The organism is Pseudomonas yamanorum, assembly GCF_013386765.1.
In the GTDB taxonomy this organism is placed as follows: domain Bacteria; phylum Pseudomonadota; class Gammaproteobacteria; order Pseudomonadales; family Pseudomonadaceae; genus Aquipseudomonas; species Aquipseudomonas yamanorum_A.
Window position 1 is genome coordinate 249,056 of sequence record NZ_JACARE010000010.1, and the last position, 26,854, is coordinate 275,909.

A 26,854-nucleotide genomic window follows, 5' to 3' on the forward strand; every position below is an offset into this window, starting at 1 on the left:
ATGAGTACCCGCCATGTCCGACTACTTGCTGGAAATGAACAACATCGTCAAAACCTTTGGTGGCGTCAAAGCCCTGAACGGCATCGACATCAAGGTAAGACCCGGGGAATGCGTGGGGTTGTGCGGCGAGAACGGCGCCGGCAAATCGACCCTGATGAAGGTGCTGTCGGCGGTGTATCCCCATGGCACCTGGGACGGCGAAATCCTTTGGGACGGCCAGCCGCTGCGCGCCCATTCCATCGCCGAAACCGAAGCCTGCGGCATCGTGATCATCCACCAGGAACTGACCCTGGTGCCCGACCTCTCGGTGGCCGAAAACATCTTCATGGGCCACGAGCTGACACTGCCCGGCGGGCGCATGAACTACCCCGCCATGATGCACCGTGCCGAAGCGCTGATGCGCGAGCTGAAAGTGCCGGACATGAACGTCGCCCTGCCCGTCTCGCAATACGGCGGCGGCTACCAGCAACTGGTGGAAATCGCCAAGGCGCTGAACAAACAGGCGCGCCTGCTGATTCTGGATGAGCCCTCCTCGGCGCTCACCCGTTCGGAAATCGAGGTGCTGCTGGACATCATCCGTGGGCTCAAGGCCAAGGGCGTTGCCTGCGTGTACATCTCCCACAAGCTCGATGAAGTCTCGGCCATCTGCGACACCATCGCGGTGATCCGCGACGGCAAGCACATCGCGACCACGGCCATGGCCGAGATGGACGTGTCGCGCATCATCACCCAGATGGTCGGCCGCGAGATGAGCAACCTCTACCCCACCGAACCCCACGCGGTGGGCGAGGTGCTGTTCGAGGCGCGCAACATCACCTGCTACGACGTCGACAACCCGGGGCGCAAGCGCGTCGACGATGTCTCGTTCAACCTGCGCCGTGGCGAAATCCTCGGCATCGCCGGGCTGGTGGGCGCGGGCCGCACGGAGCTGGTGTCGGCGCTGTTCGGCAGCTACCCAGGGCGCTACGAAGGCGAGGTGTGGCTGGACGGCAAACCCATAGATACCCGTACACCGCTGAAGTCGATTCGCGCGGGGTTGTGCATGGTCCCGGAAGACCGCAAGCGCCAAGGCATCGTGCCAGACCTGGGCGTGGGGCAGAACATCACCCTGGCGGTACTGGACCGCTTCTCGCACCTGACGCGCATCGACGCCGAGGCGGAACTGGGCAGCGTCGAGCAGGAAATCAAGCGCATGCACCTGAAGACTGCCAACCCGTTCCTGCCAATCACCAGCCTCTCCGGCGGCAACCAGCAGAAAGCCGTATTGGCCAAAATGCTCCTGACCCAACCCCGGGTGCTGATCCTCGACGAGCCCACCCGTGGCGTGGACGTGGGCGCCAAATATGAGATCTACAAATTGATGGGCGCGCTGGCGGCCGAAGGCGTGTCGATCATCATGGTGTCCTCGGAGCTGGCCGAGGTGCTGGGGGTGTCCGACCGGGTGCTGGTGATTGGCGAAGGGCAGTTGCGCGGCGACTTCATCAACCAGGGCCTGACCCAGGAACAGGTGCTCGCCGCCGCCCTCAGCCAACCGAACGGGCATGACAATAATAATGATCGGAAGTCCGCGTAAATGAATCAGGTCAAACAGCTTTTCACCCGCTACAAAATGCTCGCCCTGTTGATCGCCGTGGTGCTGATCTGGGTGTTTTTCAGCTGGCAGACCGAAGGCGGTTTCCTGACCCCGCGCAACCTGTCGAACCTGCTGCGGCAGATGTCCATCACCGGCATCCTGGCCTGCGGCATGGTACTGGTGATCATCAGCGGCGAGATCGACCTGTCGGTGGGCTCGATGCTCGGTTTGCTCGGCGGCGTCGCAGCGATCCTGGATGTGGTCTATCACATTCCGCTGCCGCTCAACCTGGCCATCGTCGCCCTGTGCGGCTTGCTGATTGGCCTGGGCAACGGCTACATGACCGCGTACCTGCGCATCCCCTCGTTCATCGTCGGGCTGGGCGGCATGCTCGCGTTTCGCGGCGTGCTGCTGGGCATTACCGGCGGCACCACGATTGCGCCGGTATCGCCGGAGTTGGTGTACATCGGCCAGGGTTACCTGCCGACGGTGGTCGGGGTGATTCTCGGTGTGTTGCTGTTCGGGCTGGCGCTCTTCCTGACCTGGCGCCAGCGTCGCAACCGTGCCCTGCACGGGCTGGCATTGCCGTCGATGCTGCGCGACAGCGTGCGCGTGGTGCTGATCGGCTTCGTGCTGGCCGGCTTCGTCTACACCCTCAACAGCTACGACGGCATTCCCGTGCCGGTGCTGCTGCTCCTGGTACTGCTGGGAGTGTTCAGCTACGTCACCAGCCAGACCGTATTTGGCCGGCGCATCTACTCGGTGGGCAGCAACATGGAGGCCACGCGCCTGTCGGGGATCAACGTGCAGGCGGTGAAGCTGTGGATCTTCGGGATCATGGGCGTGATGTGCGCCCTCGCCGGGCTGGTCAACACCGCGCGCCTGGCGGCCGGTTCACCGTCGGCGGGCAACATGGGCGAACTGGACGCCATCGCGGCGTGCTTCATTGGCGGCACCTCGATGCGCGGCGGCTCGGGCACCGTGTACGGCGCCCTGCTCGGCGCGCTGGTGATCAGCAGCCTGGACAACGGCATGTCGATGCTCGACGTGGACAGCTACTGGCAGATGATCGTCAAGGGCAGCATCCTGGTGCTGGCGGTGTGGGTGGATGTGAGTACGCGGACCGGGCGTCGCTGAAGGTGCCGGACCGTTACTGCACCGGCAGGAAGTTCATCAGCAGCAAGCTTTGCGCGTAATTGAGGCCGATGCGCCGGTAGCGTTCGTCGAGCATCTGGGTCAACAGGTCGAGGCGCGCGACGATCTTGCCGAACTCGACGGCGAAACTCAGGTTGCTGGCCTCCTCCGAGATCTCGTTGGAGAACAGCAATAACGAGCCATTGGCATCCTGGCGCTGGCTGAGCAGCCAGGTTGCCTTCTCGATATTGCGCGCGGCATTGCTGACGAACTGCGGGTTGATCGAGTCGCTTATATAGAACTCGGTGCGCCCGCCGTGTGCCGTCACCAGCATGCTGCCGATCGCGTAGATGAACGCCCCCACCCGATCGCCGCGAAACTCCGGGCTCAAGGAATAACTCAGCGCCGCCAGGTCGCGGCGATCCCCCAGGGCGGGCAGCGGTTGGCGAAGTTCGATGGCCTGGCGGATCTGTCGGGCCGCGGTCACAGCGTCTGTGTAACCCGACTGGCGCCACTGGTTGGGGTTGCGCAGGTAGAGCTTGCTCATCAGCAAATACAGGCTTTGCAGGTTGTCGCGCATACCCAGGGTGGCCATGCGGTCGACGCTGGTCTGGAAGAATTCATCGGGCTTGCCATTGCTGAACTGCTTGGCAATATCGCGCCCCTGCTGCTGGCTGCAACCGCTGGCGCACAGCATCAAGACCGCCGCCAGCAACAGCGGCTGGCGCATCCATCGAGTGATAAGAACAAGTAACGTGCGATCCATCGGCACCAGGTCTGGGTCTGCTGTCCACGCGGGAATTAGTGTGGTCGGGTCAGAGATAGATCGGAAGAATGGGAAAAAGTGCAGTGGGGGGCGGCAAACGAATAGTTTTTCGAAAGGTGCATCCACTTTGATCCCTGGTACGTAGATTCAATACCCTCAACCGGAGGGCACAAGAATCCAGGAGATACATCATGCACGCCATCTACAGAAAACTTGCTGCCGTCGCCTGCCTCACCGTCCTCTGCGTCACGACTACCCTCAGCTTTGCCGCCGACACCGTGATGGTGGGCGGTGCGGCAATGTATCCGACGAAAACCATTGTCGAAAACGCCGTCAACTCTAAGGACCACACCACCCTGGTGGCGGCAGTGAAGGCCGCCGGGCTGGTGGAGACCCTTAACAGCAAAGGCCCGTTTACCGTATTCGCACCCACCAACGAGGCCTTTGCCAAGCTGCCGGCAGGCACCGTCGATACGCTGGTGAAACCTGAACACAAAGCCGACTTGACGAAAATCCTGACCTACCACGTGGTGCCGGGTACCCATACCTCTGCACAACTGATGGCCGACGCCAAGAAGAACGGCGGTACCGTGATGTTGAAAACCGTGCAGGGCGAATCGCTGACGATCAAGCTGCATGACGGCAAGTTGTGGGTAGTGGATGCCAAGGGCGGCAAGGCCAGCATCAGCATTGCGGATGTGATGCAGTCCAATGGCGTGATTCATGTGGTTGATTCGGTGTTGATGCCGTAATCGTCACCCGACACGGAAAAGCCCGACGCAGTGGTCGGGCTTTTTCAGTCCCATCAGTTGTCGGGGTGTTCACTCGCGACAGAATCGGCGGCGTCTACATCCGACATGTCCTCTTCCAGAGGCCCGTCGTCGTCCGGTGGCAGAGGCACCTCGGGCTGATCGCGCCGGGGATCATGGCCGGTTTCATTGTCTGTACCGCGCGTTACGCCTTGCTGGGAGACGTTCCCAGGGGCCTTCTCGTCAATTTCCATGCTGGCTCTCCGTTCTCGCGCGCGGGATGTCCGTGCTTGAACATGAGAAACGGTGCGGGGCTGGGAAGTGCCGGGTGATGGACGAACGGTGAGGCTCAGTGTCATAACGGCCCTAACGATCCCAGAGTCTCCATCAAGCGCAAGATCCGTGGTTTTTCCGCAGGCTTTTCGCCGATACAGCACACGCCCGGGTCGGTGAGAGAACACCAGACAGATACTCGGTCTCCTACCCGCAGGCCTTCGGTAGCTTTACGAAGCGTTGCTGTTGACCAAGCGTCAACCGTCTCATTGAGAGACTTGTGAAAATGCTGCCCGTTGACGCTATAGCTGAAGCTCATGAACTGCCCGGTGGCCCACGACGCCTCACTCCCGACAAAGGTGACGTAGCCGGGGACCACTTGCCCTTCAGGTATGTCCTTGGCACTCATGGTTCTCTCCTGAGATACAGCGCTGCATGGACGATCCTCGCGGTGAAATCTTCAGAAAGATTAGCAAGGGTTCGAGAAAGCGCTTTTACACCCACGGGAACGAGAGTGGACACCCATGACAACGGTACGCAACTGCGCATTGACATATCGGTAAATCTCGATATCCTCGGCTCATGGACTTACTCGAAATATTCAAAGCCCTCTCAAACCAGACACGCCTCCAAATCCTGAAAGGTTTGAAAGACCCCGAAAAGAACTTCCCTCCACAGGATGAAGGTGATGTTCACACGGTGGGCGTGTGCGTCAGCAGTATTCAGGAAGGCATAGGGCTGTCCCAGTCGACGGTGTCCGGTTATCTCGCAACCCTGCAACGTGTGGGCCTGGTGGAAGTCCGGCGTATCGGCCAGTGGACCTACTACAAGCGCAATGAAGCAAACATCAGCAAGCTTGCCGAGATCATGGGGAAAGAGCTGTAACTTTTTTACCGCATGATATCGAGATTTCGCGATATCCCTTTTTATCGAAATGAGGAAATACAATGAAGGCGTTAATACTCAATTCATTTGGCGGCCCGGAATCGTTCGAACTCTGCGACGTACCCACGCCGGTGCCACATGCAGGACACGTGCTGGTCCGCGTCCACGCAACCTCCATCAACCCGCTGGATTATCAGGTCCGACGTGGCGACTACCCTGACCAGGTACCCCTACCCGCCATTACCGGGCATGACGTATCGGGTGTCGTTGAAGCAGTTGGCCCAGGTGTGACGGCCTTTTCGCCAGGGGACGAAGTCTGGTACACCCCGCAGATATTTGACGGGCCAGGCAGCTACGCCGAGTACCACGTGGCTGCCGAAAGCATAATCGGCAGGAAGCCTCCTTCCCTGAGTCACCTTGAGGCGGCCAGCCTGAGCCTGGTCGGCGGCACAGCCTGGGAAGCACTGGTGGTGCGTGCGGCACTCAGGGTGGGAGAAAGCGTTCTGGTGCACGGCGGCGCAGGAGGCGTCGGCCACGTGGCGATCCAGCTGGCAAAAGCCATGGGCGCCAAGGTGTTCACGACCGTGCGCGACGTAAACGTTGAGTTCGCACGCAGCCTGGGGGCCGATGTGATCATCGACTACCAAAAAGAGGATTACGTCGACGCCATCCTGCGAGAAACCGGTGGCCGTGGCGTCGATGTCGTGTTCGATACCATCGGCGGCAACACGCTGTCCCGTAGCCCGGACGCGCTTGCGCAACTGGGTCGCGTGGTCACGATTGTGGACATTGCACAGCCCCAAAACCTCGTTCAGGCCTGGGGCAAGAATGCGAGTTATCACTTCGTGTTCACCCGACAGAACCGCGGCAAACTGGATGAAATGAGTGCCCTGATAGAGCACGGTCAACTGCGGCCACACATTGGCGCGGTGTATTCCCTTGCCGACATTCCGCTCGCCCATTCCCGGCTGGAAAGTCCCAATAATGGTATTCAGGGAAAAATCGCGATTGCCGTGTCTTCCGGCTTGCAGGAGGATTGGCGCGACGGTGTTTGAGCTGCCGCACTGAAGGGAGAACGAGTAAATGGCAACACTGATAGAAAAGCTCGACGGCCCAAGAACCGCACAGCAGGAACTGTTCTACGACCTTGAAGATGCGACGGCCGTTATCGCCTGGTCGGTCAATGAGCTAGCCACTCTCGCCGGGGTTGCCAAATCGCCAGACGAAGCGATCGCCCTGATGAAGATGGGTGCATTGCTCGCAGCCCAGCAGCAAAAGCTCAGCGAGTATGCGGATGAGGTAAAGGCGGGAAAGATTGTACGAGCGTGAATACCCTTTAGCCCGCCCCCACCGCGGGCTTTTATTTGCCTGGGATTCAGCAAAGGGGGTATCAAAATATTCATCCAGTTTCATTTGTTGATGGCCCGGGCTGTCGCCTTAATGCTCCCACAACATTCGTGCACTGGAGCAAGAATAATGAAAAACCGCCGACCGGCACTTCAAATCAATACCTTGGCCGTGGCGCTGGCATTTGCCTTGCCGGCGATGAGCTACGCAAGCGATCAGTCCGACTCCAAGGGGTTTGTCGCCGACAGCAGTTTGAATATCCTCAACCGCAACCTGTTCTGGAACCAGAACGGCAATGGCGCCCATACCCGTGACTGGAGCCAGGCGCTGATGGCGACCTACAGTTCGGGCTTCACCCAAGGCACCGTCGGCATCGGCATCGATGCGTTTGCCGACCTGGCGCTGCGCATCGACGGCAACACCGACCGTGCCGGTGGCCCGAACATTCCATCCGACGCCAATGGCAATCCGGACCACGGCCTCGCCAAGGCCGGCGGAGACATCAAGTTCCGTATTTCCAATACCACGCTCAAGGTCGGCGACTTGCAGCCCACCTCGCCCGTGTTCGCCACGGCCGATAACTACCTGTTGCCACAGACCGCGTCAGGCTTTCAGATCGACAGCCATGAAATCACCGGCCTGAACCTGGAGGCCGGCCATTACACCTCCGGCACCGGTACCACCACCACATCGCGCAGCGGCGACATTCTCGCCAGCTACGCCGGTGTGAGCGCAGCTTCGGCCAGCTACGCGGGGGGCAAGTACCAGTTCAGCAAGGAATTCACCGCGTCGCTGTACGGAGCGCACCTGGAAGACGTCTGGAATCAGTACTACGTCAACCTGAACCTTGTTCATCCACTGACCGCTGACCAATCCGTCGGGCTGGACTTCAACCTCTATCGCACACTCGACGACGGCAGCGCCAAGGCCGGGACCATCGACACCACCGCAGCCTCGCTGGCGGCGGCCTACACCCTGGGTGCACAGACCTTCACCCTGGCCGGGCAGAAGGTCCATGGTGACGAACCGTTCGACTATGTCGGCTTTGGCGAGACCAACGCCGGTGTCGGCGCGGGCCGCTATGGCAACTCGATCAACCTGGCGGACTCGGTGCAGTACTCCGACTTCAACGGCCCGGGCGAGCGGTCCTGGCAGATGCGCTACGACCTGGACATGAGCACCTTTGGCGCCCCTGGCCTGAGCTTTATGGCCCGTCATATCCGCGGTTCCGGCATCGACGGCACGCACACTCCCGGCAACTCGGCCTACACCGGGTTCTATGGTGCCAACGACCAGGAACACGAAACTGACGCCGAAGTGAAATACGTCGTACAGAGTGGGCCGGCCAAGAAACTGTCGTTTCGCCTGCGGGAAGCTTGGCACGATGGCGATGCGTCCACCGGCGGGCATCTGGTGCAGACGCGGCTGATTACCGAGTATCCGTTGAATATCTTCTAAGCAGGCTGGAGTGCCCGGTGAATGAATCAACCGGGCACTGCGAATCCGGCCTGGGTAGCGAACGCTCTTAGTAGGCCGTCGGGGTGAAAGAGAAGCTGCTGCCATGTTGGGAAATTCTGCGGCGAACCAGATCTCCCGCTTTCACATCAACTTCTGACTCGATGATTCTTGACGTACCAAAGATCATATATTTCGAAACACCAAGAATATGCTTGCCCGGCGCCAGTCCAAATCTGGCGACCTCTCCTGGGTGAAACTCAGCGGAAGGCTTGCCATCGACATGCAAAATAAACCGGACCTCGGCTCCGTAGATGCCTGAGTCCCTGGTCACCACCAGTTGAGCGGCATTCTTCTCGGTGAACGCATACAACCTTGTGGATGGCACCGGGTCTGCATTTTCGGCAGAGATTGGAGATGTGGAGCACCCACCCATGGCCACAAGCAATAACGCTCCGATTACACGGCGCATAACGATCCCTCGTAAAAAAGTTGCCACAAGCCACGTCAATCTATACGTACGCTCGGTACTGGCTGCAACGAAGCTTGAGGCAATGCAACAGCCGACAGGTTTCCAGTAGCGTCTTCAGGCAGCGTGTACATCGCGCCTGTCAGCGGATCTACGATCAGCATGCCGATCAAACCGCCAATCAGCAGATTTCCCCAGTACCAGCCGCTAACCGTAGACTTCAGGGGAACAGTCGTCTCTGTGTATCCGTCCTTCTGGAAGGTGACGGTATAGCTCTGGCTTTTAAAGTAGCCTCGGCTCGTCTCCAGAAGCGCCGTTCCTGGTGTGACGCCCTTCAGTAGTACGCTTCCCTTGCTGTCCTTGATTACATAGTTGGCATTTGTCGGCAGGCTGTACAATCCAACCTTTGGCTTACTATCACTCACGATACTTGCGCATCCGCCCAAGAGCATCATTGCTGTTAGCAGTGTGGCGCCCGCCACCATTCCCATCTTCATACCGTCACTCCGTTGCGCCTTCATTGGCATGGCTGAAGCTCAACCGGCGCGCATTGTAGCGAAGTGATGGCATTTGGACATCCTCAGCACAAACAGTTTATGGAACCTGCCGCCCTTGGAGTCATGGAGCTGATGAGGATTGCAGAGCGGCTGGCTGGGTAGGCGGATGAGGTGAAAGCGGGCAGCGTTGGTGAGTCCGTCCTCCGTAGCCGAATCCACCACGGCATACATTGTTACAATCGTTCCAGCGTAGTCACCGCCCCCAGAGAACTTCAAACTTTTACTTTAGTCCCACCATCAGGCGTGCTTTAAACCGTGAGCGCCTGCTGACAACCCATTGAGGTTCACAAAATGAAAATGACACTACCCGCCCTGGCTTTGGGTCTCCTCATGTCGCAAGGAGCAATGGCTGCCGGAGATGGCACAGCCGCTCTTGGCGGTGGCGTTGGTGGTGCACTTGGCAACATCGTAGGCCAACAGCTTGGCGGCTCAACTGGCGCAGCGGTAGGCGCAGGCGTAGGGGGGGCTGCCGGTAGTGCCGTTGGTGCTCAAAGAGGCAACAGAGCGGAAGCCGCATTAGGTGGCGGTATCGGCTCGGCTGGTGGCTCACTCATTGGTAATCGTCTCGGCGGCTCCACTGGCTCGACGATCGGTGCAGGTCTCGGCGGCGCTGCGGGTGGCGCGCTAGGTAACAACCTGGCGGACGATGAGAGCAATCATCGGTCGGATGGCAAGAAGCACAAAGGTAACAACAAGCATAAACACAAGAACAAGCATCGCTAGTTTCTGGCGCTGTTACATCGAAGCCCGGCCTAGCGCCGGGCTTCTTGTATCTGCCCTTCGCCGTGCCGCCACTATTCCCAAACCCCAGAAACGCAAAAGCCCCGCAATAGCGGGGCTCTTGAGTCAATCTTGGCGGGAAACCAGGGATTCGAACCCTGGGAACGCTATTAACGTTCGCCGGTTTTCAAGACCGGTGCATTCAACCACTCTGCCAATTTCCCTTGTGCAACACAGGATTAGCGTAGCCCATCCTGTCTCAGCGGGCGCCATAATACCCGAATGAAACACACTGTCAAACTCTCGCCATAGCTTGTTACAGAGCGTCTGTTATGATCCTTGCGACTGAATGTTTCAAAACTGAAGGAGTGTCGCCATGCGCGAACAGAATTACGCAGTGAATGGAAACGCGCAGGCTGAGCAGCTAGAGGTTAGCCGCGTCCTGCGCAATACGTACGGCTTGCTCGCTCTCACCCTCGCGTTCAGCGGCGTGATGGCCTTCGTCGCCCAGCAGATGCGCGTCGGCTACCCGAACATCTTTGTGGTGCTGATCGGCTTCTACGGTCTTTTCTTCCTGACCAACAAGCTGCGCGACTCGGCCTGGGGCCTGGTGTCGGCGTTTGCCTTGACCGGTTTCATGGGCTTTATCCTCGGCCCGATCCTTAACCGTTACCTCGGCATGGCCGGCGGCGCGGAAGTGGTCAGCTCGGCATTTGCCATGACTGCCCTGGTATTTGGCGGCCTGTCGGCCTACGTGCTGATCTCCCGCAAGGACATGAGCTTCCTGGGTGGCTTCATCACCGCCGGTTTCTTCGTGTTGCTGGCAGCCGTACTGGCAGGCATGTTCTTCCAGATCAGCGGCCTGCAGCTGGCGATCAGCGCCGGTTTCGTGCTGTTCTCCTCGGCCTGCATCCTGTTCCAGACCAGCGCGATCATCCAGGGTGGCGAGCGTAACTACATCATGGCCACCATCAGCCTGTATGTATCGATCTACAACCTGTTTATCAGCCTGTTGCAGATCTTCGGCATCATGGGCCGCGACGACTGATCGCAGCGCCATGCAAAAAGCCCGCTTCGGCGGGCTTTTTGTTGCCTGCGGCTTTATCATTGCCACAGGTTTTGCCTTCAGAGTGTTCCATGAAGTTTGCGATTGCGCTTTTCGAAGCTCCCCATGCGCCCTCCTCGCGCCGTGCCTTGCTGTTCGCCCAGGCTGCGCTGGCGGGCGGGCATGAGATTGTGCGGCTGTTTTTTTATCAGGATGGCGTCTACAGCGCGTCCAATAACATTGTTGCGCCACAGGACGAGCAGGATATCGCCCGCCAGTGGCGCGAGTTTGTCAGCGAGCATCAGCTCGATGGCGTGGTGTGCATCGCGGCGGCCCTGCGCCGTGGGGTATTGAATGCCGAAGAGGCCACCCGCTATCAACGCAACGCGGTGAACCTGGAGGCGCCCTGGGCGCTGTCCGGGCTTGGGCAACTGCATGACGCCGCCCAGGCCGCTGATCGCCTGATCTGCTTTGGAGGGCCGTGACATGTCGAAATCCTTGCTGGTGATCAGCCGCCAGGCGCCGTGGTCCGGCCCCAGTGCCCGCGAAGCGTTGGATATCGTGCTGGCGGGCGGTGCGTTTGATTTGCCGATTGGCCTGCTGTTTCTGGATGATGGCGTGTTTCAACTGGCCGCGAGCCAGGACGCCAAGGCCGTGCAACAGAAAGATCTCAGCGCCAACCTCCAGGCCCTGGAGTTGTTTGGCGTTGAGGATGTGTTTGCCTGCAGCCACAGCCTCGCCGTGCGCGGCCTGACTTCTTGCGGCAACGCGCAGCCACTGAGCAGCGAACAGATCTCACAGATGATTGACCGTTACGACCAGGTGATTACCCTCTGATGTCGACTTTGCATGTGGTTTCCCACTCCCCTTTTACCGACAGCCGGCTGGACAGCTGCCTGCGCCTGTGTGGCGCGCGGGACGCGATCTTGCTGTGCGGCGACGGCGCCTACGCCCTGCAACCCGCCAGCGCACCGTGCCAGGCCCTGCAAGCCAAGGGTGTGAAGGTGTTTGTGCTGGCCGAAGACAGTCAGGCGCGCAATCTTGCGGTACCAACCTGGGCCGCCAGCGTCGATTACCCAGCCTTTGTCCAGCTGTCTATCGATTACGACAAGGTCAACACCTGGCTATGAACACCCTGACCGTAGGCGAACGCACCCTGGAACTGGACAAGGACGGCTACCTCGCCCACCTGAGCGACTGGTCCAGCGAAGTGGCCACCGCCCTCGCCACTGCCGAAGACCTGGAGCTGACCCCGGAACACTGGGAAATCCTCGAGTTGCTGCGAGGCTTCTACAGCGAATTCCAGTTGTCGCCCGCCACCCGCCCGCTGATCAAGTACACCGCCTTGAAGCTGGGCCCGGAAAAGGGCAACAGCCTGCACCTCAACCGACTGTTCAAAGGCACTCCCGCCAAACTCGCCGCCAAGCTGGCGGGCCTGCCCAGGCCGACGAATTGCTTATGACTGATTTTGCCCCGTTGATCACTGAAACACCCGCCGAACACCCGTTTGCGACGTTCGTACGCATCCTCGGCAAAGGCAAGCGTGGCGCCCGCAACCTCACCCGTGAGGAAGCCCGGGAAGCCATGGGTATGCTGCTGGATGAGAAGGTCGAAGACACCCAGCTCGGCGCCTTCCTGATGCTGTTGCGGCACAAGGAAGAAAGCCCGGAAGAGCTGGCGGGCTTCACCGAAGCCGTGCGCGAGCGCTTGAATGCACCGTCACTCAATTTGGATGTCGACTGGCCTACCTACGCCGGTAAAAAACGCCACCTGCCGTGGTACCTGTTGGCGGCCAAATGCCTGGCACAGAACGGCGTGCGCATCCTGATGCACGGCGGCGGCGCGCATACGGCGGGCCGGCTCTACACCGAGCAATTGCTGGAAGGCTTGCAGATTCCGTTGTGCCGTAATTGGCAACAGGTCGAGGCCGCCCTTGAACAAGGCAACCTGGCGTTTATTCCCCTGGGGGACTGGGCGCCGCAACTGCAGCGCATGATCGACCTGCGCAACACCCTGGGCCTGCGCTCGCCGATCCACTCGCTGGCACGCATCATCAACCCGTTGAGCGCCCGCTGCGGCCTGCAAAGCATCTTCCATCCGGGCTACCAGGGCGTGCATCGCGATGCCAGCGGTCTGCTGGGCGACAACACCATCGTGGTCAAGGGCGACGGCGGCGAGATCGAAATCAACCCGGACACCATCAGCCATCTGTACGGCACCACCGGCGGCGAAAGCTGGGATGAAGAGTGGCCTGCCCTCTCCGCCCAGCGCCACGTCAAGCCCGCCACCCTCGAGCCCGAACACCTGAAGGCCCTATGGCGCGGCGAAGTGCAGGACAGCTACCCGCAACTGGCACTGATCGCCACCATGGCCCTGGCCTTGCGCGGCCTCGGCCACCCACGGGAGCAGGCGTTCGAACTGGCCCAGCAGTACTGGGATGCCCGGAACAAATCGATTTAGTCGATCATTAACCCCCAGCCTTTGCGCTTTTTGTTCGAACTCAGACCTTTAGACTGCACTCCAACGCTTATTAGCCAAGGAGTCAGTCATGGGTTTGCTGATCGAAGGACGCTGGCATGACCAGTGGTACGAAAGTAGCGCAGACGGCGCCTTCCAACGGGAGCAGGCGCAACGCCGCAACTGGGTGACCGCCGACGGCGAGCCCGGCCCGACCGGTCAAGGCGGTTTCAAGGCCGAAGCCGGCCGCTATCACCTGTACGTCTCCCTGGCCTGCCCCTGGGCGCACCGCACATTGATTCTGCGCAAGCTTAAAGGCCTTGAAAGCCTGATCGATGTGTCCGTGGTCAGTTGGTTGATGCTGGAAAACGGCTGGACCTTCGACAAAGCCCATGGCTCCAGCGGCGACAAGCTCGACGATTTCACCTACATGCACCAACGCTATACCGCCGATACCGCCAGCTACACCGGACGCGTGACAGTGCCTGTGTTGTGGGACAAGAAGCTCAAGCGGATTGTCAGCAATGAGTCGGCGGAGATTATCCGCATGTTCAACAGTGCGTTTAACGAATTGACCGGCAATCAGCTGGACTTCTATCCCGAAGCACAGCGCGCGACTATCGATGCACTGAACGAGCGGATCTATCCCGCCGTGAACAACGGCGTGTACCGCGCAGGTTTTGCGACATCGCAAAAGGCTTATGAAGCGGCATTTGATGATGTGTTTGCCGAGCTGGATCACCTGGAACAGCACTTGGGTGAGCATCGTTACCTGGCGGGGGAATACCTGACGGAAGCCGATGTAAGGCTTTTCACCACGGCGATCCGGTTTGATGCGGTGTACTACAGCCACTTCAAATGCAACCTGCGGCGGATTGCGGATTATCCGAACTTGTCGAATTGGCTACGGGAGCTGTACCAGTGGCCGGGGATCGCCGAGACGGTGGATTTTGCCCACATCAAGGGGCACTACTATGCCAGTCATCGCACGATTAATCCGACGGGGATTGTGCCGAAGGGGCCGTTGCAAAGGTTTGAGGCGGAGCATGACCGGGAGCGGTTGAGCGGGAAAGGCATCTTGAGCTGAAAACACCCTGTGGCGAGGGAGCTTGCTCCCGCTGGGTTGCGAAGCGACCCCAAAAGAGCGGACTGCTGCGCAGTCCAGCGGGAGCAAGCTCCCTCGCCACAGGATTGGTGTCAGACCTCGGACTGAGCGCCTTCAAACCACTTCAGCTTCTCACGCAGCTGCACCACTTCTCCCACGATCACCAGGGTCGGCGCATGCACTTCATGCTCCGCCACCATGCGTGGCAGGTCAGCCAGGGTGCCGGTAAACACCCGCTGGTTGGACGTAGTGCCCTGCTGGATCAACGCCGCCGGCGTATCCGCTGAACGGCCATGCTTGATCAATTGTTCGCAGATGATCGGCAACCCAATCAAGCCCATGTAGAACACCAGCGTCTGCGAAGGTCCTACCAGATCACTCCACGGCAGGTCCGAAGTCCCGTCCTTCAAGTGCCCGGTAATGAAGCGAACCGATTGTGCATAGTCGCGGTGGGTCAGCGGAATCCCGGCATACGCCGCGCAGCCGCTGGCCGCGGTAATACCCGGCACTACCTGGAACGGGATGCCATGGGCCGCCAGTTCTTCGATCTCTTCACCACCACGACCAAAGATAAACGGATCGCCACCCTTGAGCCGCAGCACGCGCTTGCCTTGCTTGGCCAAATCCACCAGTTGCTGGTTGATCTGGTCTTGCGGCACCGCATGGTCGGCGCGACGCTTGCCGACATACACCCGCTCGGCATCGCGACGGCACAGTTCCAGAATCGCAGGCGCCACCAGGCGGTCGTACAGCACCACATCGGCCTGTTGCATCAAGCGCAAGGCGCGGAAGGTCAGCAGGTCCGGATCACCCGGGCCTGCGCCCACCAAATAAACCTCGCCCGGCGCATGGGGCGGCGCACCGTTGATTTTCTCCACCAGCAGACGCTCGGCTTCATCACCCTGCCCGGCCAGTTGCCGATCAGCAATCGGCCCTTGAAATACTTCTTCCCAGAATTCGCGACGTTGTTGCACATCCGGAAACAGGCCTTTGACCTGGCTACGAAACCGCGCCGCCAACCCGGCCAATTGGCCGTAAGTCGACGGGATCCAGGTTTCCAGCTTGGCGCGAATCAACCGCGCCAGCACCGGCGCATCGCCGCCACTGGACACGGCGATCACCAAGGGCGAGCGGTCGACAATCGCCGGGAAGATCACGCTGCACAAGGCCGGCGCGTCCACCACATTCACCGGTACGCAACGACGCCGAGCGTCACTGGACACTTGCGCGTTCAGCGGCTCGTCGTCGGTCGCGGCGATGATCAGGGTGCAACCGTCGAGGTCAGCCTCCTGATAACCGCGCAAAATCAGTTCACCGCCACTGCCCAGTACCAACTCACGCAGTTGGTCTTCAATCTGGGGAGCAACCACCCGCAACAACGCGCCGGCGTCGGCCAGCAGCCGGGATTTGCGCAAGGCAATCTCCCCGCCACCGACGACCAACACACGACTGCCGCGCAGGTTATGAAACAGCGGCAGAAATTCCATTTAGCCGATGACCTCAACGCCCGCCATGTACGGCTTGAGCACTTCAGGTACGCGGATCGAACCGTCAGCCTGCTGGTAGTTTTCCAGCACCGCCACCAGGGTACGGCCTACAGCCAGGCCCGAACCGTTGAGGGTGTGGACCAGCTCAGGCTTGCCGGTTTCCGGGTTACGGAAACGCGCCTGCATGCGACGGGCCTGGAAATCACCGCAGTTGGAGCACGACGAAATCTCGCGGTATTTGTCCTGGCTCGGCACCCACACTTCCAGGTCGTAGGTCTTCACGGCACTGAAACCCATGTCGCCGGTGCACAGCGCCAGAACGCGGTACGGCAGCTCCAGCAGTTGCAGGACGCGCTCGGCGTTGGCGGTCAGGCCTTCCAGGGCTTCCATGGAGGTCGAGGGCTCGACCACCTGCACCATCTCGACCTTGTCGAACTGGTGCTGGCGGATCATGCCGCGGGTGTCGCGGCCCGAAGCACCGGCTTCACTGCGGAAGCACGGGGAGTGGGCGACGAACTTGATCGGCAGCTGCTTGGCGTCGAGGATTTCCCCGGCCACGATATTGGTCAGCGACACTTCGGCGGTCGGGATCAGGTACAGATCGGCTTCGCCATCGCGGCTGATCTTGAACAGGTCTTCCTCGAACTTCGGCAGCTGGCTGGTGCCCATCAGCGCGGGAGCCTGAACCAGGTACGGGGTGTAAGCCTCTTCGTAGCCATGTTCAGCGGTGTGCAGGTTGATCATGAACTGCGCCAGGGCACGGTGCATGCGCGCGATCGGACCGCGCAGCAACGCAAAGCGGGCGCCGGACATTTTGGCCGCGGTTTCAAAATCCAGGCCACCGGTCAATTCGCCCAGGGCGACGTGGTCCTTGATCTCGAAATCGAAAGCCTTTGGTGTGCCCCAGCGACGGACTTCGACGTTGCCGTCTTCGTCTTCGCCGATCGGCACGGATTCGTGCGGCAGGTTCGGGATGCCCAGCAGGATCGAATCCAGTTCGGTCTGAATGGTCTCCAGCTCGATTTTGCCCTCGGACAATTCACTGCCCATACGCTCGACGTCCGCCATCAACGGCGCGATGTCTTCGCCGCGCTGCTTGGCCTGACCGATGGATTTGGAACGCGCATTACGCTCAGCCTGCAGTGCTTCGGTGCGGGTCTGGACGGTCTTGCGCTGTTCTTCCAGCGCTTCGATGCGCGCAACATCCAGGCTGAAGCCACGGGATGCCAGGCGGTCCGCTACGTCCTGAAGGTTGCTACGTAACAGTTTGGAATCGAGCATGTCGGTCTCTCGTTTATCAAAGTTTGGTCAAGGACAGGCCAGCCCAGGTGGCGAGCAGCCCGCCGAACACGCTGATGGCCAGGTACCCGAAGGCGACTGGTGCCTGCCCGCTTTCCAGCAGGCGCAGCGTGTCCAGTGAAAAGGATGAAAAGGTCGTCAGACCGCCTACAAAGCCGACAATCAAGCCGGCACGAATCTCAATCGGCACTTCCGGGCGAATCAGAAACCACCCGTACAACAAGCCGATGATCAAACAGCCCACCAGGTTGACCGCCAGGGTCGCCGCATAAAAATGCTTTGGCCAATTGGCACTGACCCACGTGCTGGTGGCGAAACGCAATAATGTACCAGCGATGCCGGCCACGGACACGGCAAGAATCGTTCTGAGCACTACTTTCTCCGCTGTTTCGGGCTGAGCCGGTCAAGTTGGGCGAGGTGATTGAGCTTCTCGCCGATCTTCAGCTCCAGGCCGCGGGGCACCGGCTGGTAGAACGGCTGCGGCTCAAGGTCATCCGGGAAGTAATCTTCGCCAGCCGCATAGGCGTCCGGCTCATCATGGGCGTAGCGGTATTCATCACCGTAGCCGAGCTGCTTCATCAGCTTGGTCGGCGCGTTGCGCAGGTGCAGCGGCACTTCCAGGGAGCCATGCTCGGCAGCAGCACGCAATGCGGACTTGAAGCCCATGTACACCGCGTTGCTTTTCGGCGCGCAGGCCAGGTACGTGATGGCCTGGGCCACCGCCAACTCGCCTTCCGGGCTGCCCAGGCGCTCCTGCACTTCCCAGGCCGCGAGGCACAGGCTCAGCGCGCGCGGGTCGGCATTGCCGATGTCTTCGCTGGCCATGCGTACCACACGCCGGGCGAGGTACAGCGGGTCGCAACCACCGTCGATCATGCGTGCAAACCAGTACAACGCGCCGTCGGGGTTGGAGCCGCGCACCGACTTGTGCAACGCGGAAATCTGATCGTAGAACGCCTCGCCGCCCTTGTCGAAACGCCGGCGGGTGTCGCCAAGCAGACTTTGCAGCAGGTCGACGCCAATTTCGCTGCCGTCTTCTGCCAGGTCGGAAGCGTTCTCCAGCAGATTGAGGAAACGCCTGCCGTCGCCGTCAGCCGCCGTCAGCAGAATCTTGAAACCTTCCTCGCTGACACTCAACTGGCGCTTGCCCAGGCCTTTGTCTTCGCTCAGTGCGCGGTGCAACAGCTTCTGCATCGCCGCTTCATCGAGACTTTTAAGCACATAGACACGCGCTCGGGACAGCAAGGCGTTGTTCAGTTCAAAGGACGGGTTTTCAGTGGTGGCGCCAATAAAGATCAGGGTGCCGTCTTCGACATAGGGCAAAAACGCATCCTGCTGCGACTTGTTGAAGCGATGCACTTCGTCCACAAACAGGATGGTGCGCTTGCCGTATTGCCCGGCCTGCTGCTTGGCGACTTCCACCGCCTGGCGGATTTCCTTGACCCCGGCCAGCACCGCCGAAACCGTTTCGAAGTGTGCATCCGAGACTTTCGCCAGGAGCCGCGCCAGGGTGGTTTTACCCACGCCCGGCGGCCCCCAGAAAATCATCGAGTGCAGCGCACCCTGCTCCAGGGCTTCGCGCAAAGGCTTGCCGCGAGCGAGCAGGTGTTCCTGCCCGACGTACTCGTCCAGGTTGGTCGAGCGCAGGCGCGCCGCCAGAGGCTGAGCAATCGGGTCACTTCGAAACAGGTCCATGGGCAGCGTTTGAAACCTCTAGGCAGTTTATTCCTGGATCACGTCGGCACCCTTCGGGATGTCGAACTTGAACTTGGATGCGGCCACCGGCTCGTTGGCCTTGACCCCGGTGAACAGGATGTTGGTGCGCTGGCCGACGCTGTCGACCAACTGCATGTCGTTGATCACGCCGTTGCGGAACGACAGGCGCAGGCTGTCGAACAGCGTGTCCTTGGATTTAGGCTTGAGGGTGAAATCAATCACGCCACTGGCCTGCTTGGAGGTGATGTCGAAACTCTCACTGATCTGCGACACATCGCCCGACAGCAGCAATGCTGGCGTCTGGCTCAGGCGCGGATCGAGTTTCTTGATGGTCGCCTGCTCCAGGTCCGGGTCCCACAGGGTGACTTTCTGGCCGTCGGAGACGATGGTCTGGTCGTTAGGCGCGTCGGTTTTCCAGTAGAACAGGCCTGGACGCTGCACGGCCATTTCGCCGGCAGTTTCCTGCAACTGCGTGCCGCCACCGTCCAGGGTCAACTGGGAGAAGCGTGCAGTCAGGGTCTTGGATTTGTCCAGCAGGTTGGTCAGGCTCGCAACGGAAGCCGGATCAGCGTGAGCCGAAACAGCAGTCAGGGCCAGTGCCGGCAACAACAGCATGCGGATAAGACGCATGGGAGTCCTCATAGATTCGTTTGCAAGGCGTGCCGCGTGTTGCCACGCGGCACGTAGTCAGTCACGCATCTGCGCTGGCGCAATGACTTCGCGCGAGCCGTTGGTGTTCATCGAGGTGACCACGCCGGCCATTTCCATGGCTTCGATCATGCGGGCAGCGCGGTTGTAGCCAATCTTCAGCTTGCGCTGTACGGCGGAGATCGAGGCGCGGCGGCTCTCAAGGACGAACTGCACCGCTTCGTCGTAGAGCGCATCGGTCTCGGCATCATCGTCGCCACCGCCGCTGCCACCGTCAAAGCCGCTGCCGGCCTCTTCGACGCCGGCGAGGATGTCGTCGTTGTATTCCGGGGCGCCCCGCAGTTTCCAGGCTTCCACCACACGGTGCACTTCATCGTCGGAGACGAAGGCGCCGTGAACACGGATCGGCAGGCTGGTGCCCGGCGGCATGTAGAGCATGTCACCGTGGCCCAGCAGCTGTTCGGCGCCGCCCTGGTCGATGATGGTCCGGGAGTCGATCTTGCTCGACACCTGGAACGCCATGCGGGTCGGGATGTTGGCCTTGATCAGGCCGGTGATCACGTCCACCGACGGACGCTGGGTGGCCAGGATCAAGTGGATGCCCGCAGCCCGCGCTTTCTGCGCGATACGGGCGATCAGCTCTTCGACCTTCTTGCCGACGATCATCATCATGTCGGCAAATTCGTCGACCACCACCACGATGGTCGGCAGCTTGGTCAGCAGCGGCGCTTCGTCGTGAATGCTTTCGCGCTTGTACAGCGGGTCGGTCAGCGGCGTGCCGGCGTCCTGGGCTTCCTTGACCTTGGCGTTGAAGCCCGACAGGTTACGTACACCCATCTTCGCCATCAGCTTGTAGCGCCGCTCCATCTCGGCGACGCTCCAGCGCAGGGCGTTGGCGGCGTCCTTCATGTCGGTCACCACCGGGCACAGCAGGTGCGGAATGCCTTCGTAGATCGACAGCTCGAGCATTTTCGGGTCGATCATGATCAGCTTGGCGTCATCGGGGCCAGACTTGAACAGGATCGACAGGATCATCGCGTTCACACCCACCGACTTACCGGAACCGGTGGTACCGGCCACCAGCAAGTGGGGCATTTTTGCCAGGTCAGTGATCACCGGCTTGCCGCCGATGTCATGGCCCAGGGCCAGGGTGACCGGGGATTTGAAGTTGTCGTATTCAGGGGTCGACAGCACTTCGGAGAAGCGCACGATCTGCCGGTCTTCGTTGGGAATCTCGATACCGACAGTGGTCTTGCCCGGGATCACTTCCACTACCCGCACGCTGGTCACGGCCAGCGAACGCGCCAAATCCTTGGCCAGGTTGGAAATGCGGCTGACCTTCACGCCGGCAGCCGGCTGGATTTCGTAACGGGTAATCACCGGCCCCGGGTGGATCGAATCCACCGAGACTTCAACGCCGAATTCCTTGAGTTTGATTTCCAGCAGGTGACCGACGGCCGCCAGGGACTCAGGGGAATAGTTGAGCTGTTTCTTTTCCGCAGGATCGAGAATCGAGATCGGCGGCAAGGTGCCTTCCACGGCGCTGTCGACAAACAACGGCGCCTGTTTCTCTTTCTGTACGCGGTGGCTTGGCTCGGGGGCCTTGGTTGGCGCAGGGGCGATCACCGGCGGAACCTGCTTCTCGCGGTCCGACATGTGCTTGGTCAGGGCCTGTTCGCGTTCGATCAGGCGCTCCTTGACCTTGGCCTGCTCACGCCGGTCTGGCGTGCTCGGGGCCACCACCTCGTTGACGCGGGTATCCACCTCGCGCAGTTGCGCAACCATGCGCTTGCGATCGACCCGGGCCGACCACCAGCGATTGGCCGCGCCCTGGAACAGTTCGAGCAGGTCGAGGGTGATCTTGCCGGTCACGTCCATGACCTTGAACCAGGACAGGTCGGTAAACACAGTGAGGCCAAACAGGAACAGCGCGATGAACATCAGGGTGCTGCCCTGGATGTTCAGGGTCCTGCGGGCCAGGTCGCCCAGGCTTTCGCCCAATGCGCCGCCGGCGCCGGCCGGCAAACCGGTGGGTGCATGGAAATGGATATGGGCCAGGGCCGCGCCCGACAGCACCAGGAACACCAGGCCGATCAGGCGCCAGGAGAACAGCCAGCCGCTCCACTGCCACGGCTCGTGGCGCTGGCGGAAGATCTGCCAGGTCTTGATGGCCAGCAGCAGCGGGAAGATATAAGCGAAGTAACCCAGCACCATGAACAGGATATCGGCGCTGTAGGAGCCGGCAGGACCACCGAAGTTCTGCACGTCTTCGATCTTGCTGTTATGGCTCCAGCCCGGATCGTCCTTGCCATAGGTGAGCAAGGCCATCATCAGGAACAGGCACAGGGCGCCGATGGCGATCAGTGCACCTTCCTTGAGTCGGTAGTGCAGGTGCTGGCGCCAGGCGGGCACGACTGCGGCTTTAGGTGTTGCGGCGGATTTCTTCAAAACGGGTCTTTTCCTGCGCCTTTAGCGCGTCCATCTATTGAATGACTGCAAAACACTGCCCAATCCGGGCAGGTAAAAATGAACGAGTGCCAGTGAAGCTACTTTTAACACCCTGCAACTGATTCATGAAACGGCGATAACGCCCCAATGGCCGCATTGTACGGGTTTGTGTGCGCTATGCCACGCACTTGGGCCCACGTTACACAGCATAGCCAATGTTCGGTTTCATACCGTTCAATTTGAGCACGCATTGTCTTTGCTGACAAAGGCTTATGAGCTGTTTTTGCCAATCCAGGCTAGCTTGCCGACCGACGTACGCGATTACGACCACGACCCTGGCATAGAGTTGCAGAAACACCGGTTCATGCTTATCTGTACCGATCCCATGTTCGGGGTAGCCCCCAGGCGCTACGTCGACAATAATCACAGCTCTCGCAACGGGCAACATCGCCGTTACCGCCCTCCCCTTCCGTAAGCCTGGATGCCATGCTGACCTGGTTACAACGCAACACCCTGACATTCCCACCGCTGGCCAAGGCCATGCGCGAACCCAATGGCCTGCTCGCCGCCGGTGGCGACCTGTCGGCAGACCGCTTGATCCAGGCCTATCGCCATGGCTGCTTTCCCTGGTTCTCGGAAGGCCAGCCCATCCTCTGGTGGTCCCCTGACCCGCGCACCGTGCTGTTCCCCGAGGAGCTGCATGTTTCCCGCAGCCTGGGCAAATTGTTGCGCCAGCAGCGCTACAGCGTGACCTTCGACCAGGATTTTGCCGCTGTCATCCAGGCCTGCGCGGCGCCACGCAGTTACGCCGATGGCACCTGGATCACCGAAGCCATGCAAAGCGCCTATCTGCAACTGCACCAGCGCGGCTATGCGCACTCGGTGGAGGTCTGGGATGAGGGGGAGCTGGTGGGCGGCCTGTACGGCCTGGCGATGGGCCAGTTGTTTTTTGGCGAATCGATGTTCAGCCGTGCCGACAACGCTTCGAAATACGGCTTCGTCACCCTGGTCAGGCAATTGCAGGCGTGGGGCTTCGTGCTGATCGACTGCCAGATGCCCACCGACCACCTGCACAGCCTCGGCGCCCGCGCCATTCCCCGCGACGACTTCGCCCACTATCTTCGCGACCATTTAGACCAAACCAGCTCTGCGCCATGGGTTTCCTAGGCGACTTCCCCGCACCTGGCTTACACTTATTTCAAAGCTTATCCGAGGGTTGATCATGACCGAGCTGGCGCGTTTGAAGTTTTATGCCACTCAACCCCACTCTTGCAGCTATCTGCCCGACGAGCAGGCCACCACGCTGTTCCTCGACCCCAGCCAGCCGATGGATGTGCATGTGTATGCCGATTTGTCGGAAATGGGCTTCCGGCGCAGCGGCGACCACCTCTACCGGCCCCACTGCCAGAATTGCAACGCCTGCGTACCGGCGCGTATCCCGGTGGCGCAGTTCCTGCCGGACCGCAATCAGAAACGCATCCTCAAGCGCAACGCCGACTTGACCGTCACCGCCGCCAAACCGGGCTTCAGCGAAGAATACTTCGACCTGTACCAACGCTACATCGAACAACGCCACGCCGACGGCGACATGTTCCCGCCCAGCCGCGACCAGTTTTCCACTTTCCTGGTGCGCGACCTGCCCTTCTCGCGCTTCTACGAGTTCCGCCTGGAAGGACGCCTGGTGGCCGTCGCCGTTACCGACCTTTTGCCCAACGGGCTGTCGGCGGTGTACACCTTTTATGAGCCCGCCGAGGAACGGCGCAGCCTGGGACGTTTTGCGATCCTGTGGCAAATCGGCGAAGCCTTGCGCCTGGAATTGGAGGCGGTGTACCTCGGATACTGGATCAAAAACTGCAAAAAGATGAACTACAAGACCCAATATCGGCCCATAGAGCTGCTAATTAACCAAAGATGGGTCACCTTGAACTAGAACCTCTTGGCTTAAACACCCTTTTTCGGGCACAATGCACGCCGCTTTTGCCTGGCGCAGTTGCACCGGGCCATTCACTGGATACCGAGGGCTTTACTGCATGTCGAAAGAAGACAGCTTCGAAATGGAAGGCACTGTCGTCGACACCCTGCCCAACACCATGTTTCGTGTGGAGTTGGAAAATGGGCACGTCGTAACCGCGCATATCTCCGGCAAGATGCGCAAGAACTACATTCGTATTCTTACCGGTGACAAAGTGCGCGTCGAACTGACGCCCTATGACTTGAGCAAAGGGCGCATCACTTACCGCGCTCGTTAATCAAGTCAATACAAGACGCCCGGTTATGCCGGGCGTTTTTGTGTGCGCGCCATTTAACAGTCGCCACTTGACCCTGTGGGAGCTGGCTTGCCAGCTCCCACAGTTGATCTTCACCGGTCGATAGGTATCGACCCACCCGTTTTCCAGATAGCAAAAAGGCGCCTCTCGGCGCCTTTTGCTTTATTGCAGTCAGCTATCAGGCCATTTCAGCCGTGGTTTCGAAGTCGAAGGTCAGCTCGCCGTCCTTCAGATCGATATGCACCACGCCACCATGGTCTGCCAGTTCGCCGAACAGGATCTCTTCCGCCAGTGGGCGCTTGATCTTGTCCTGGATCAGGCGAGCCATTGGCCGAGCGCCCATTGCCGCGTCGTAGCCACCTTCCGCCAGCCAGTTGCGCGCCGCGTCGGTGACTTCCAGCTGCACGCGCTTGTCTTCCAACTGCGCCTGAAGCTCGGTAAGGAACTTGTCCACCACGCTTTTGATGACCTCATGGCTGAGGCGACCAAACTGGATAATTGTGTCCAGGCGGTTGCGGAATTCCGGCGTGAAGCTCTTCTTGATCACTTCCATTGCATCGGAAGAGTGATCCTGATGAGTAAAGCCAATGGAAGCCCGCGCGGCCGTTTCGGCACCGGCGTTGGTGGTCATGATCACGATCACGTTGCGGAAGTCCGCCTTGCGCCCGTTGTTGTCGGTCAGGGTGCCGTGGTCCATCACCTGCAACAGCAGGTTGAAGACTTCCGGGTGCGCCTTCTCGATTTCATCGAGCAGCAGTACGCAATGTGGCTGCTTGGTGATCGCCTCGGTCAACAGGCCGCCCTGGTCGAAGCCGACATAGCCCGGAGGCGCACCGATCAGGCGCGACACGGTGTGACGCTCCATGTACTCGGACATGTCGAAACGTACCAGCTCGATGCCCATGGCCTTGGCCAGTTGCCGCGCCGCTTCGGTCTTGCCGACACCGGTAGGCCCGGCGAACAGGAAGGAACCGACCGGCTTGTCCGGCGACTTGAGGCCCGCACGGGACAGCTTGATCGCGGTGGACAGCGAGTCGATGGCCGCATCCTGACCAAACACGGTCAGCTTGAGGTCACGCTCCAGGTTACGCAGCAGCTCCCGGTCGGAAGTGTTGACGTGTTTTGGCGGAATGCGCGCGATCTTCGCCACGATGTCCTCGACCTGAGGCACGTCGATGCGCTTCACACGTTTTTCCACCGGCTGCAGGCGCTGGTAGGCGCCCGCCTCGTCGATCACATCGATGGCCTTGTCCGGCATGTGCCGGTCATTGATGTAGCGCGACGCCAGCTCGGCGGCGGCACGCAGCGCTTCATCGGTGTACTCGATGCCGTGGTGCGCTTCGAAACGCCCCTTGAGCCCGCGCAGGATGCCGATGGTGTCTTCAACCGAAGGCTCGGACACGTCAACTTTCTGGAAGCGACGCGCCAGGGCACGGTCTTTTTCGAAGATCCCGCGAAATTCCTGGAACGTGGTCGAACCGATGCAACGGATATCACCCGAAGACAGCAGCGGCTTGAGCAGGTTCGAAGCATCCATCACGCCACCGGAAGCTGCACCGGCACCGATGATGGTGTGGATTTCGTCGATGAACAGGATCGCCTGCGGGCGTTTTTTCAGCTCGCCGAGCAACGCCTTGAAGCGCTTCTCGAAGTCGCCACGGTACTTGGTCCCGGCGAGCAACGCGCCCAGGTCAAGGGAGTAGACGACGCTGTTGGCCAGCAGGTCCGGAACCTGATTATCAACAATGCGTTTGGCCAGGCCTTCGGCAATCGCGGTTTTACCCACGCCTGCCTCACCCACCAACAGCGGGTTGTTTTTGCGACGGCGCGCCAGGATCTGCGCCACGCGCTCAACTTCCAGTTCGCGCCCTACCAGCGGATCGATCCGCCCCTGGCGCGCCAGTTCGTTGAGGTTGCTGGCATAAGCATCCAGCGGGTTGCTCGAAGAAGAAGACTCGCCGCCCTCGTCATCCTGCATATCCTGCTCACCTTCTGAGTGATCGCCATGCCCCGGCACTTTGGAAATGCCATGGGCGATGTAGTTGACGACATCAATACGGGCAACGCTTTGCTGCTTGAGCAGGAATACAGCCTGGCTTTCCTGCTCGCTGAAGATCGCCACGAGCACGTTGGCCCCTGTGACTTCACGCTTGCCGGAGCTCTGTACGTGGAAAACGGCACGCTGCAGTACCCGCTGGAAGCCCAGGGTTGGCTGGGTCTCGCGGTCCTCGTCATGAACGGGGATCAACGGCGTGGTGGAGTCGATAAACTCCTGCAGGTCATGCTTGAGTTTGTCGAGATTGGCACCACACGCACGCAGTACGGTGGCGGCAGCTTCGTTATCCAAAAGTGCCAGCAGCAGGTGCTCGACGGTCATGAATTCATGACGCTTCGAACGGGCCTCCTTGAAGGCAAGATTGAGGGTGACTTCGAGCTCGCGGTTTAACATAGCTT

Annotated in this window: 30 protein-coding genes and 1 tRNA gene; 18 read left to right on the forward strand and 13 right to left on the reverse strand. The window is 60.2% G+C overall.

Annotated elements, in window-relative coordinates; all coding sequences use genetic code 11:
- Positions 1-13 precede the first annotated feature (13 nt).
- Together xylG and HX875_RS07170 are read left to right on the forward strand one after the other, a co-directional pair.
- Positions 14-1,573 carry a D-xylose ABC transporter ATP-binding protein gene (xylG, locus tag HX875_RS07165; protein WP_177042629.1) on the forward strand — a complete coding sequence of 520 codons (1,560 nt, stop codon included), beginning with the start codon at positions 14-16 and terminating at the stop codon, positions 1,571-1,573.
- Positions 1,574-2,710, forward strand: a complete 1,137-nt coding sequence (locus HX875_RS07170) for a sugar ABC transporter permease (RefSeq protein WP_177042630.1) — start codon at positions 1,574-1,576, stop codon at positions 2,708-2,710. It begins immediately after the preceding gene.
- Between the two features lie 13 nt (positions 2,711-2,723).
- Here HX875_RS07170 and HX875_RS07175 read toward each other — a convergent pair whose 3' ends face one another.
- The gene (locus HX875_RS07175; RefSeq protein WP_371317237.1) at positions 2,724-3,437 is read right to left on the reverse strand and encodes a hypothetical protein; all 714 of its coding nucleotides are present in this window, start codon (positions 3,435-3,437) and stop codon (positions 2,724-2,726) included.
- 227 nt (positions 3,438-3,664) lie between these two features.
- Between HX875_RS07175 and HX875_RS07180 the strand changes: the two genes are divergently transcribed.
- A complete protein-coding gene (locus HX875_RS07180; protein ID WP_177042632.1) occupies positions 3,665-4,225 on the forward strand; it encodes a fasciclin domain-containing protein in 561 nt (186 codons plus the stop codon).
- Positions 4,226-4,278: 53 nt separating this feature from the next.
- Here the strand turns inward: HX875_RS07180 and HX875_RS07185 are convergent, their stop codons facing one another.
- Both HX875_RS07185 and HX875_RS07190 read right to left on the reverse strand, forming a co-directional pair.
- Positions 4,279-4,476, reverse strand: coding sequence for a hypothetical protein (locus HX875_RS07185; RefSeq protein WP_177042633.1), 198 nt, complete (start codon positions 4,474-4,476; stop codon positions 4,279-4,281).
- Between the two features lie 101 nt (positions 4,477-4,577).
- Positions 4,578-4,904, reverse strand: a complete 327-nt coding sequence (locus HX875_RS07190; protein WP_177042634.1) for a hypothetical protein — start codon at positions 4,902-4,904, stop codon at positions 4,578-4,580.
- Between the two features lie 173 nt (positions 4,905-5,077).
- Here HX875_RS07190 and HX875_RS07195 point away from each other — a divergent pair, with 173 nt between their 5' ends.
- The 4 genes from HX875_RS07195 (at position 5,078) to HX875_RS07210 (ending at position 8,185) form a co-directional block, all read left to right on the forward strand.
- Positions 5,078-5,380: an ArsR/SmtB family transcription factor gene (locus HX875_RS07195; protein WP_177042635.1), complete on the forward strand. Its 303-nt coding sequence runs from the start codon at positions 5,078-5,080 to the stop codon at positions 5,378-5,380.
- Positions 5,381-5,442: 62 nt separating this feature from the next.
- Positions 5,443-6,435 carry a zinc-dependent alcohol dehydrogenase family protein gene (locus HX875_RS07200; RefSeq protein ID WP_177042636.1) on the forward strand — a complete coding sequence of 331 codons (993 nt, stop codon included), beginning with the start codon at positions 5,443-5,445 and terminating at the stop codon, positions 6,433-6,435.
- Between the two features lie 28 nt (positions 6,436-6,463).
- Positions 6,464-6,709, forward strand: coding sequence for a hypothetical protein (locus HX875_RS07205; RefSeq protein WP_177042637.1), 246 nt, complete (start codon positions 6,464-6,466; stop codon positions 6,707-6,709).
- A gap of 147 nt (positions 6,710-6,856) precedes the next feature.
- Complete coding sequence (locus HX875_RS07210; protein ID WP_177042638.1) at positions 6,857-8,185, forward strand: OprD family porin; 1,329 nt, start codon at positions 6,857-6,859, stop codon at positions 8,183-8,185.
- A gap of 67 nt (positions 8,186-8,252) precedes the next feature.
- Here HX875_RS07210 and HX875_RS07215 read toward each other — a convergent pair whose 3' ends face one another.
- Both HX875_RS07215 and HX875_RS07220 read right to left on the reverse strand, forming a co-directional pair.
- Complete coding sequence (locus HX875_RS07215) at positions 8,253-8,654, reverse strand: hypothetical protein (RefSeq protein WP_177042639.1); 402 nt, start codon at positions 8,652-8,654, stop codon at positions 8,253-8,255.
- Between the two features lie 35 nt (positions 8,655-8,689).
- Positions 8,690-9,148, reverse strand: coding sequence for a hypothetical protein (locus HX875_RS07220; RefSeq protein ID WP_177042640.1), 459 nt, complete (start codon positions 9,146-9,148; stop codon positions 8,690-8,692).
- A gap of 351 nt (positions 9,149-9,499) precedes the next feature.
- Here HX875_RS07220 and HX875_RS07225 point away from each other — a divergent pair, with 351 nt between their 5' ends.
- On the forward strand, positions 9,500-9,931 hold the full coding sequence (locus HX875_RS07225; RefSeq protein WP_177042641.1) for a hypothetical protein: 432 nt from the start codon (positions 9,500-9,502) through the stop codon (positions 9,929-9,931).
- A gap of 130 nt (positions 9,932-10,061) precedes the next feature.
- Here the strand turns inward: HX875_RS07225 and HX875_RS07230 are convergent.
- Positions 10,062-10,152: transfer RNA gene (locus tag HX875_RS07230), tRNA-Ser, on the reverse strand.
- A 152-nt stretch (positions 10,153-10,304) separates the two neighbouring features.
- On the opposite strand from HX875_RS07230, the gene HX875_RS07235 reads away from it, so the two are divergent.
- The 7 genes from HX875_RS07235 (at position 10,305) to HX875_RS07265 (ending at position 14,517) form a co-directional block, all read left to right on the forward strand.
- On the forward strand, positions 10,305-10,976 hold the full coding sequence (locus HX875_RS07235; protein WP_003219636.1) for a Bax inhibitor-1/YccA family protein: 672 nt from the start codon (positions 10,305-10,307) through the stop codon (positions 10,974-10,976).
- 89 nt (positions 10,977-11,065) lie between these two features.
- Positions 11,066-11,458, forward strand: coding sequence for a sulfurtransferase complex subunit TusD (gene tusD / locus HX875_RS07240; RefSeq protein WP_177042642.1), 393 nt, complete (start codon positions 11,066-11,068; stop codon positions 11,456-11,458).
- Position 11,459: 1 nt separating this feature from the next.
- Positions 11,460-11,810, forward strand: a complete 351-nt coding sequence (tusC, locus tag HX875_RS07245) for a sulfurtransferase complex subunit TusC (protein WP_177042643.1) — start codon at positions 11,460-11,462, stop codon at positions 11,808-11,810.
- On the forward strand, positions 11,810-12,103 hold the full coding sequence (gene tusB, locus HX875_RS07250) for a sulfurtransferase complex subunit TusB (RefSeq protein WP_177042644.1): 294 nt from the start codon (positions 11,810-11,812) through the stop codon (positions 12,101-12,103). Before tusC ends, tusB begins: the two co-directional genes overlap by 1 nt.
- Positions 12,100-12,435 (forward strand): TusE/DsrC/DsvC family sulfur relay protein, encoded by a 336-nt coding sequence (locus tag HX875_RS07255; RefSeq protein ID WP_177042645.1) that lies wholly within the window; start codon positions 12,100-12,102, stop codon positions 12,433-12,435. Before tusB ends, HX875_RS07255 begins: the two co-directional genes overlap by 4 nt.
- Positions 12,432-13,433 carry a glycosyl transferase family protein gene (locus tag HX875_RS07260; RefSeq protein WP_177042646.1) on the forward strand — a complete coding sequence of 334 codons (1,002 nt, stop codon included), beginning with the start codon at positions 12,432-12,434 and terminating at the stop codon, positions 13,431-13,433. Before HX875_RS07255 ends, HX875_RS07260 begins: the two co-directional genes overlap by 4 nt.
- An 88-nt stretch (positions 13,434-13,521) precedes the next feature.
- On the forward strand, positions 13,522-14,517 hold the full coding sequence (locus tag HX875_RS07265) for a glutathione S-transferase family protein (protein ID WP_177042647.1): 996 nt from the start codon (positions 13,522-13,524) through the stop codon (positions 14,515-14,517).
- A 110-nt stretch (positions 14,518-14,627) separates the two neighbouring features.
- On the opposite strand, the gene cysG is transcribed toward HX875_RS07265, so the two are convergent.
- The 6 genes from cysG to HX875_RS07295 are packed head-to-tail and all read right to left on the reverse strand — an operon-like array spanning position 14,628 to position 22,133.
- Positions 14,628-16,022 (reverse strand): siroheme synthase CysG, encoded by a 1,395-nt coding sequence (gene cysG, locus HX875_RS07270; RefSeq protein WP_177042648.1) that lies wholly within the window; start codon positions 16,020-16,022, stop codon positions 14,628-14,630.
- Positions 16,023-17,303, reverse strand: coding sequence for a serine--tRNA ligase (gene serS, locus HX875_RS07275; protein WP_177042649.1), 1,281 nt, complete (start codon positions 17,301-17,303; stop codon positions 16,023-16,025). It lies immediately after the preceding gene.
- 16 nt (positions 17,304-17,319) lie between these two features.
- The gene (crcB, locus tag HX875_RS07280; RefSeq protein WP_010172479.1) at positions 17,320-17,694 is read right to left on the reverse strand and encodes a fluoride efflux transporter CrcB; all 375 of its coding nucleotides are present in this window, start codon (positions 17,692-17,694) and stop codon (positions 17,320-17,322) included.
- Positions 17,694-19,016, reverse strand: a complete 1,323-nt coding sequence (locus tag HX875_RS07285; protein WP_177042650.1) for a replication-associated recombination protein A — start codon at positions 19,014-19,016, stop codon at positions 17,694-17,696. The genes crcB and HX875_RS07285 overlap by 1 nt, the downstream gene beginning before the upstream one ends.
- 27 nt (positions 19,017-19,043) lie before the next feature.
- Positions 19,044-19,667: an outer membrane lipoprotein chaperone LolA gene (gene lolA / locus HX875_RS07290; RefSeq protein ID WP_177042651.1), complete on the reverse strand. Its 624-nt coding sequence runs from the start codon at positions 19,665-19,667 to the stop codon at positions 19,044-19,046.
- A 57-nt stretch (positions 19,668-19,724) separates the two neighbouring features.
- On the reverse strand, positions 19,725-22,133 hold the full coding sequence (locus tag HX875_RS07295; RefSeq protein ID WP_010172485.1) for a DNA translocase FtsK: 2,409 nt from the start codon (positions 22,131-22,133) through the stop codon (positions 19,725-19,727).
- Between the two features lie 486 nt (positions 22,134-22,619).
- Between HX875_RS07295 and aat the strand changes: the two genes are divergently transcribed.
- The 3 genes from aat to infA all read left to right on the forward strand — a co-directional run bounded on the left by aat (position 22,620) and on the right by infA (position 24,382).
- On the forward strand, positions 22,620-23,300 hold the full coding sequence (gene aat, locus HX875_RS07300; protein WP_177042652.1) for a leucyl/phenylalanyl-tRNA--protein transferase: 681 nt from the start codon (positions 22,620-22,622) through the stop codon (positions 23,298-23,300).
- Positions 23,301-23,355: 55 nt separating this feature from the next.
- Positions 23,356-24,063, forward strand: a complete 708-nt coding sequence (locus tag HX875_RS07305) for an arginyltransferase (protein ID WP_177042653.1) — start codon at positions 23,356-23,358, stop codon at positions 24,061-24,063.
- A gap of 100 nt (positions 24,064-24,163) precedes the next feature.
- Positions 24,164-24,382 (forward strand): translation initiation factor IF-1, encoded by a 219-nt coding sequence (gene infA, locus HX875_RS07310; RefSeq protein ID WP_002553999.1) that lies wholly within the window; start codon positions 24,164-24,166, stop codon positions 24,380-24,382.
- 196 nt (positions 24,383-24,578) lie between these two features.
- Here infA and clpA read toward each other — a convergent pair whose 3' ends face one another.
- Positions 24,579-26,849: an ATP-dependent Clp protease ATP-binding subunit ClpA gene (gene clpA, locus HX875_RS07315; protein WP_010172706.1), complete on the reverse strand. Its 2,271-nt coding sequence runs from the start codon at positions 26,847-26,849 to the stop codon at positions 24,579-24,581.
- Positions 26,850-26,854: the final 5 nt, after the last annotated feature.

Excerpts from the sequence above, each read along its gene's own strand:
- HX875_RS07170 (WP_177042630.1), top strand. The coding sequence starts at position 1,574 with ATGAATCAGGTCAAACAGCTTTTCACCCGCTACAAAATGCTCGCCCTG.
- HX875_RS07190 (WP_177042634.1), bottom strand. The coding sequence starts at position 4,904 with ATGAGTGCCAAGGACATACCTGAAGGGCAAGTGGTCCCCGGCTACGTC.
- HX875_RS07220 (WP_177042640.1), bottom strand. The coding sequence starts at position 9,148 with ATGAAGATGGGAATGGTGGCGGGCGCCACACTGCTAACAGCAATGATG.
- HX875_RS07285 (WP_177042650.1), bottom strand. The coding sequence starts at position 19,016 with ATGGACCTGTTTCGAAGTGACCCGATTGCTCAGCCTCTGGCGGCGCGC.
- infA (WP_002553999.1), top strand. The coding sequence starts at position 24,164 with ATGTCGAAAGAAGACAGCTTCGAAATGGAAGGCACTGTCGTCGACACC.
- lolA (WP_177042651.1), bottom strand. The coding sequence starts at position 19,667 with ATGCGTCTTATCCGCATGCTGTTGTTGCCGGCACTGGCCCTGACTGCT.
- HX875_RS07255 (WP_177042645.1), top strand. The coding sequence starts at position 12,100 with ATGAACACCCTGACCGTAGGCGAACGCACCCTGGAACTGGACAAGGAC.
- HX875_RS07235 (WP_003219636.1), top strand. The coding sequence starts at position 10,305 with ATGCGCGAACAGAATTACGCAGTGAATGGAAACGCGCAGGCTGAGCAG.
- aat (WP_177042652.1), top strand. The coding sequence starts at position 22,620 with ATGCTGACCTGGTTACAACGCAACACCCTGACATTCCCACCGCTGGCC.
- HX875_RS07200 (WP_177042636.1), top strand. The coding sequence starts at position 5,443 with ATGAAGGCGTTAATACTCAATTCATTTGGCGGCCCGGAATCGTTCGAA.
- HX875_RS07260 (WP_177042646.1), top strand. The coding sequence starts at position 12,432 with ATGACTGATTTTGCCCCGTTGATCACTGAAACACCCGCCGAACACCCG.
- tusD (WP_177042642.1), top strand. The coding sequence starts at position 11,066 with ATGAAGTTTGCGATTGCGCTTTTCGAAGCTCCCCATGCGCCCTCCTCG.
- HX875_RS07180 (WP_177042632.1), top strand. The coding sequence starts at position 3,665 with ATGCACGCCATCTACAGAAAACTTGCTGCCGTCGCCTGCCTCACCGTC.
- HX875_RS07225 (WP_177042641.1), top strand. The coding sequence starts at position 9,500 with ATGAAAATGACACTACCCGCCCTGGCTTTGGGTCTCCTCATGTCGCAA.
- HX875_RS07265 (WP_177042647.1), top strand. The coding sequence starts at position 13,522 with ATGGGTTTGCTGATCGAAGGACGCTGGCATGACCAGTGGTACGAAAGT.
- HX875_RS07215 (WP_177042639.1), bottom strand. The coding sequence starts at position 8,654 with ATGCGCCGTGTAATCGGAGCGTTATTGCTTGTGGCCATGGGTGGGTGC.
- HX875_RS07195 (WP_177042635.1), top strand. The coding sequence starts at position 5,078 with ATGGACTTACTCGAAATATTCAAAGCCCTCTCAAACCAGACACGCCTC.
- xylG (WP_177042629.1), top strand. The coding sequence starts at position 14 with ATGTCCGACTACTTGCTGGAAATGAACAACATCGTCAAAACCTTTGGT.
- tusB (WP_177042644.1), top strand. The coding sequence starts at position 11,810 with ATGTCGACTTTGCATGTGGTTTCCCACTCCCCTTTTACCGACAGCCGG.
- HX875_RS07175 (WP_371317237.1), bottom strand. The coding sequence starts at position 3,437 with ATGCGCCAGCCGCTGTTGCTGGCGGCGGTCTTGATGCTGTGCGCCAGC.
- HX875_RS07305 (WP_177042653.1), top strand. The coding sequence starts at position 23,356 with ATGACCGAGCTGGCGCGTTTGAAGTTTTATGCCACTCAACCCCACTCT.
- tusC (WP_177042643.1), top strand. The coding sequence starts at position 11,460 with ATGTCGAAATCCTTGCTGGTGATCAGCCGCCAGGCGCCGTGGTCCGGC.
- cysG (WP_177042648.1), bottom strand. The coding sequence starts at position 16,022 with ATGGAATTTCTGCCGCTGTTTCATAACCTGCGCGGCAGTCGTGTGTTG.
- HX875_RS07185 (WP_177042633.1), bottom strand. The coding sequence starts at position 4,476 with ATGGAAATTGACGAGAAGGCCCCTGGGAACGTCTCCCAGCAAGGCGTA.
- serS (WP_177042649.1), bottom strand. The coding sequence starts at position 17,303 with ATGCTCGATTCCAAACTGTTACGTAGCAACCTTCAGGACGTAGCGGAC.
- HX875_RS07205 (WP_177042637.1), top strand. The coding sequence starts at position 6,464 with ATGGCAACACTGATAGAAAAGCTCGACGGCCCAAGAACCGCACAGCAG.
- HX875_RS07210 (WP_177042638.1), top strand. The coding sequence starts at position 6,857 with ATGAAAAACCGCCGACCGGCACTTCAAATCAATACCTTGGCCGTGGCG.
- clpA (WP_010172706.1), bottom strand. The coding sequence starts at position 26,849 with ATGTTAAACCGCGAGCTCGAAGTCACCCTCAATCTTGCCTTCAAGGAG.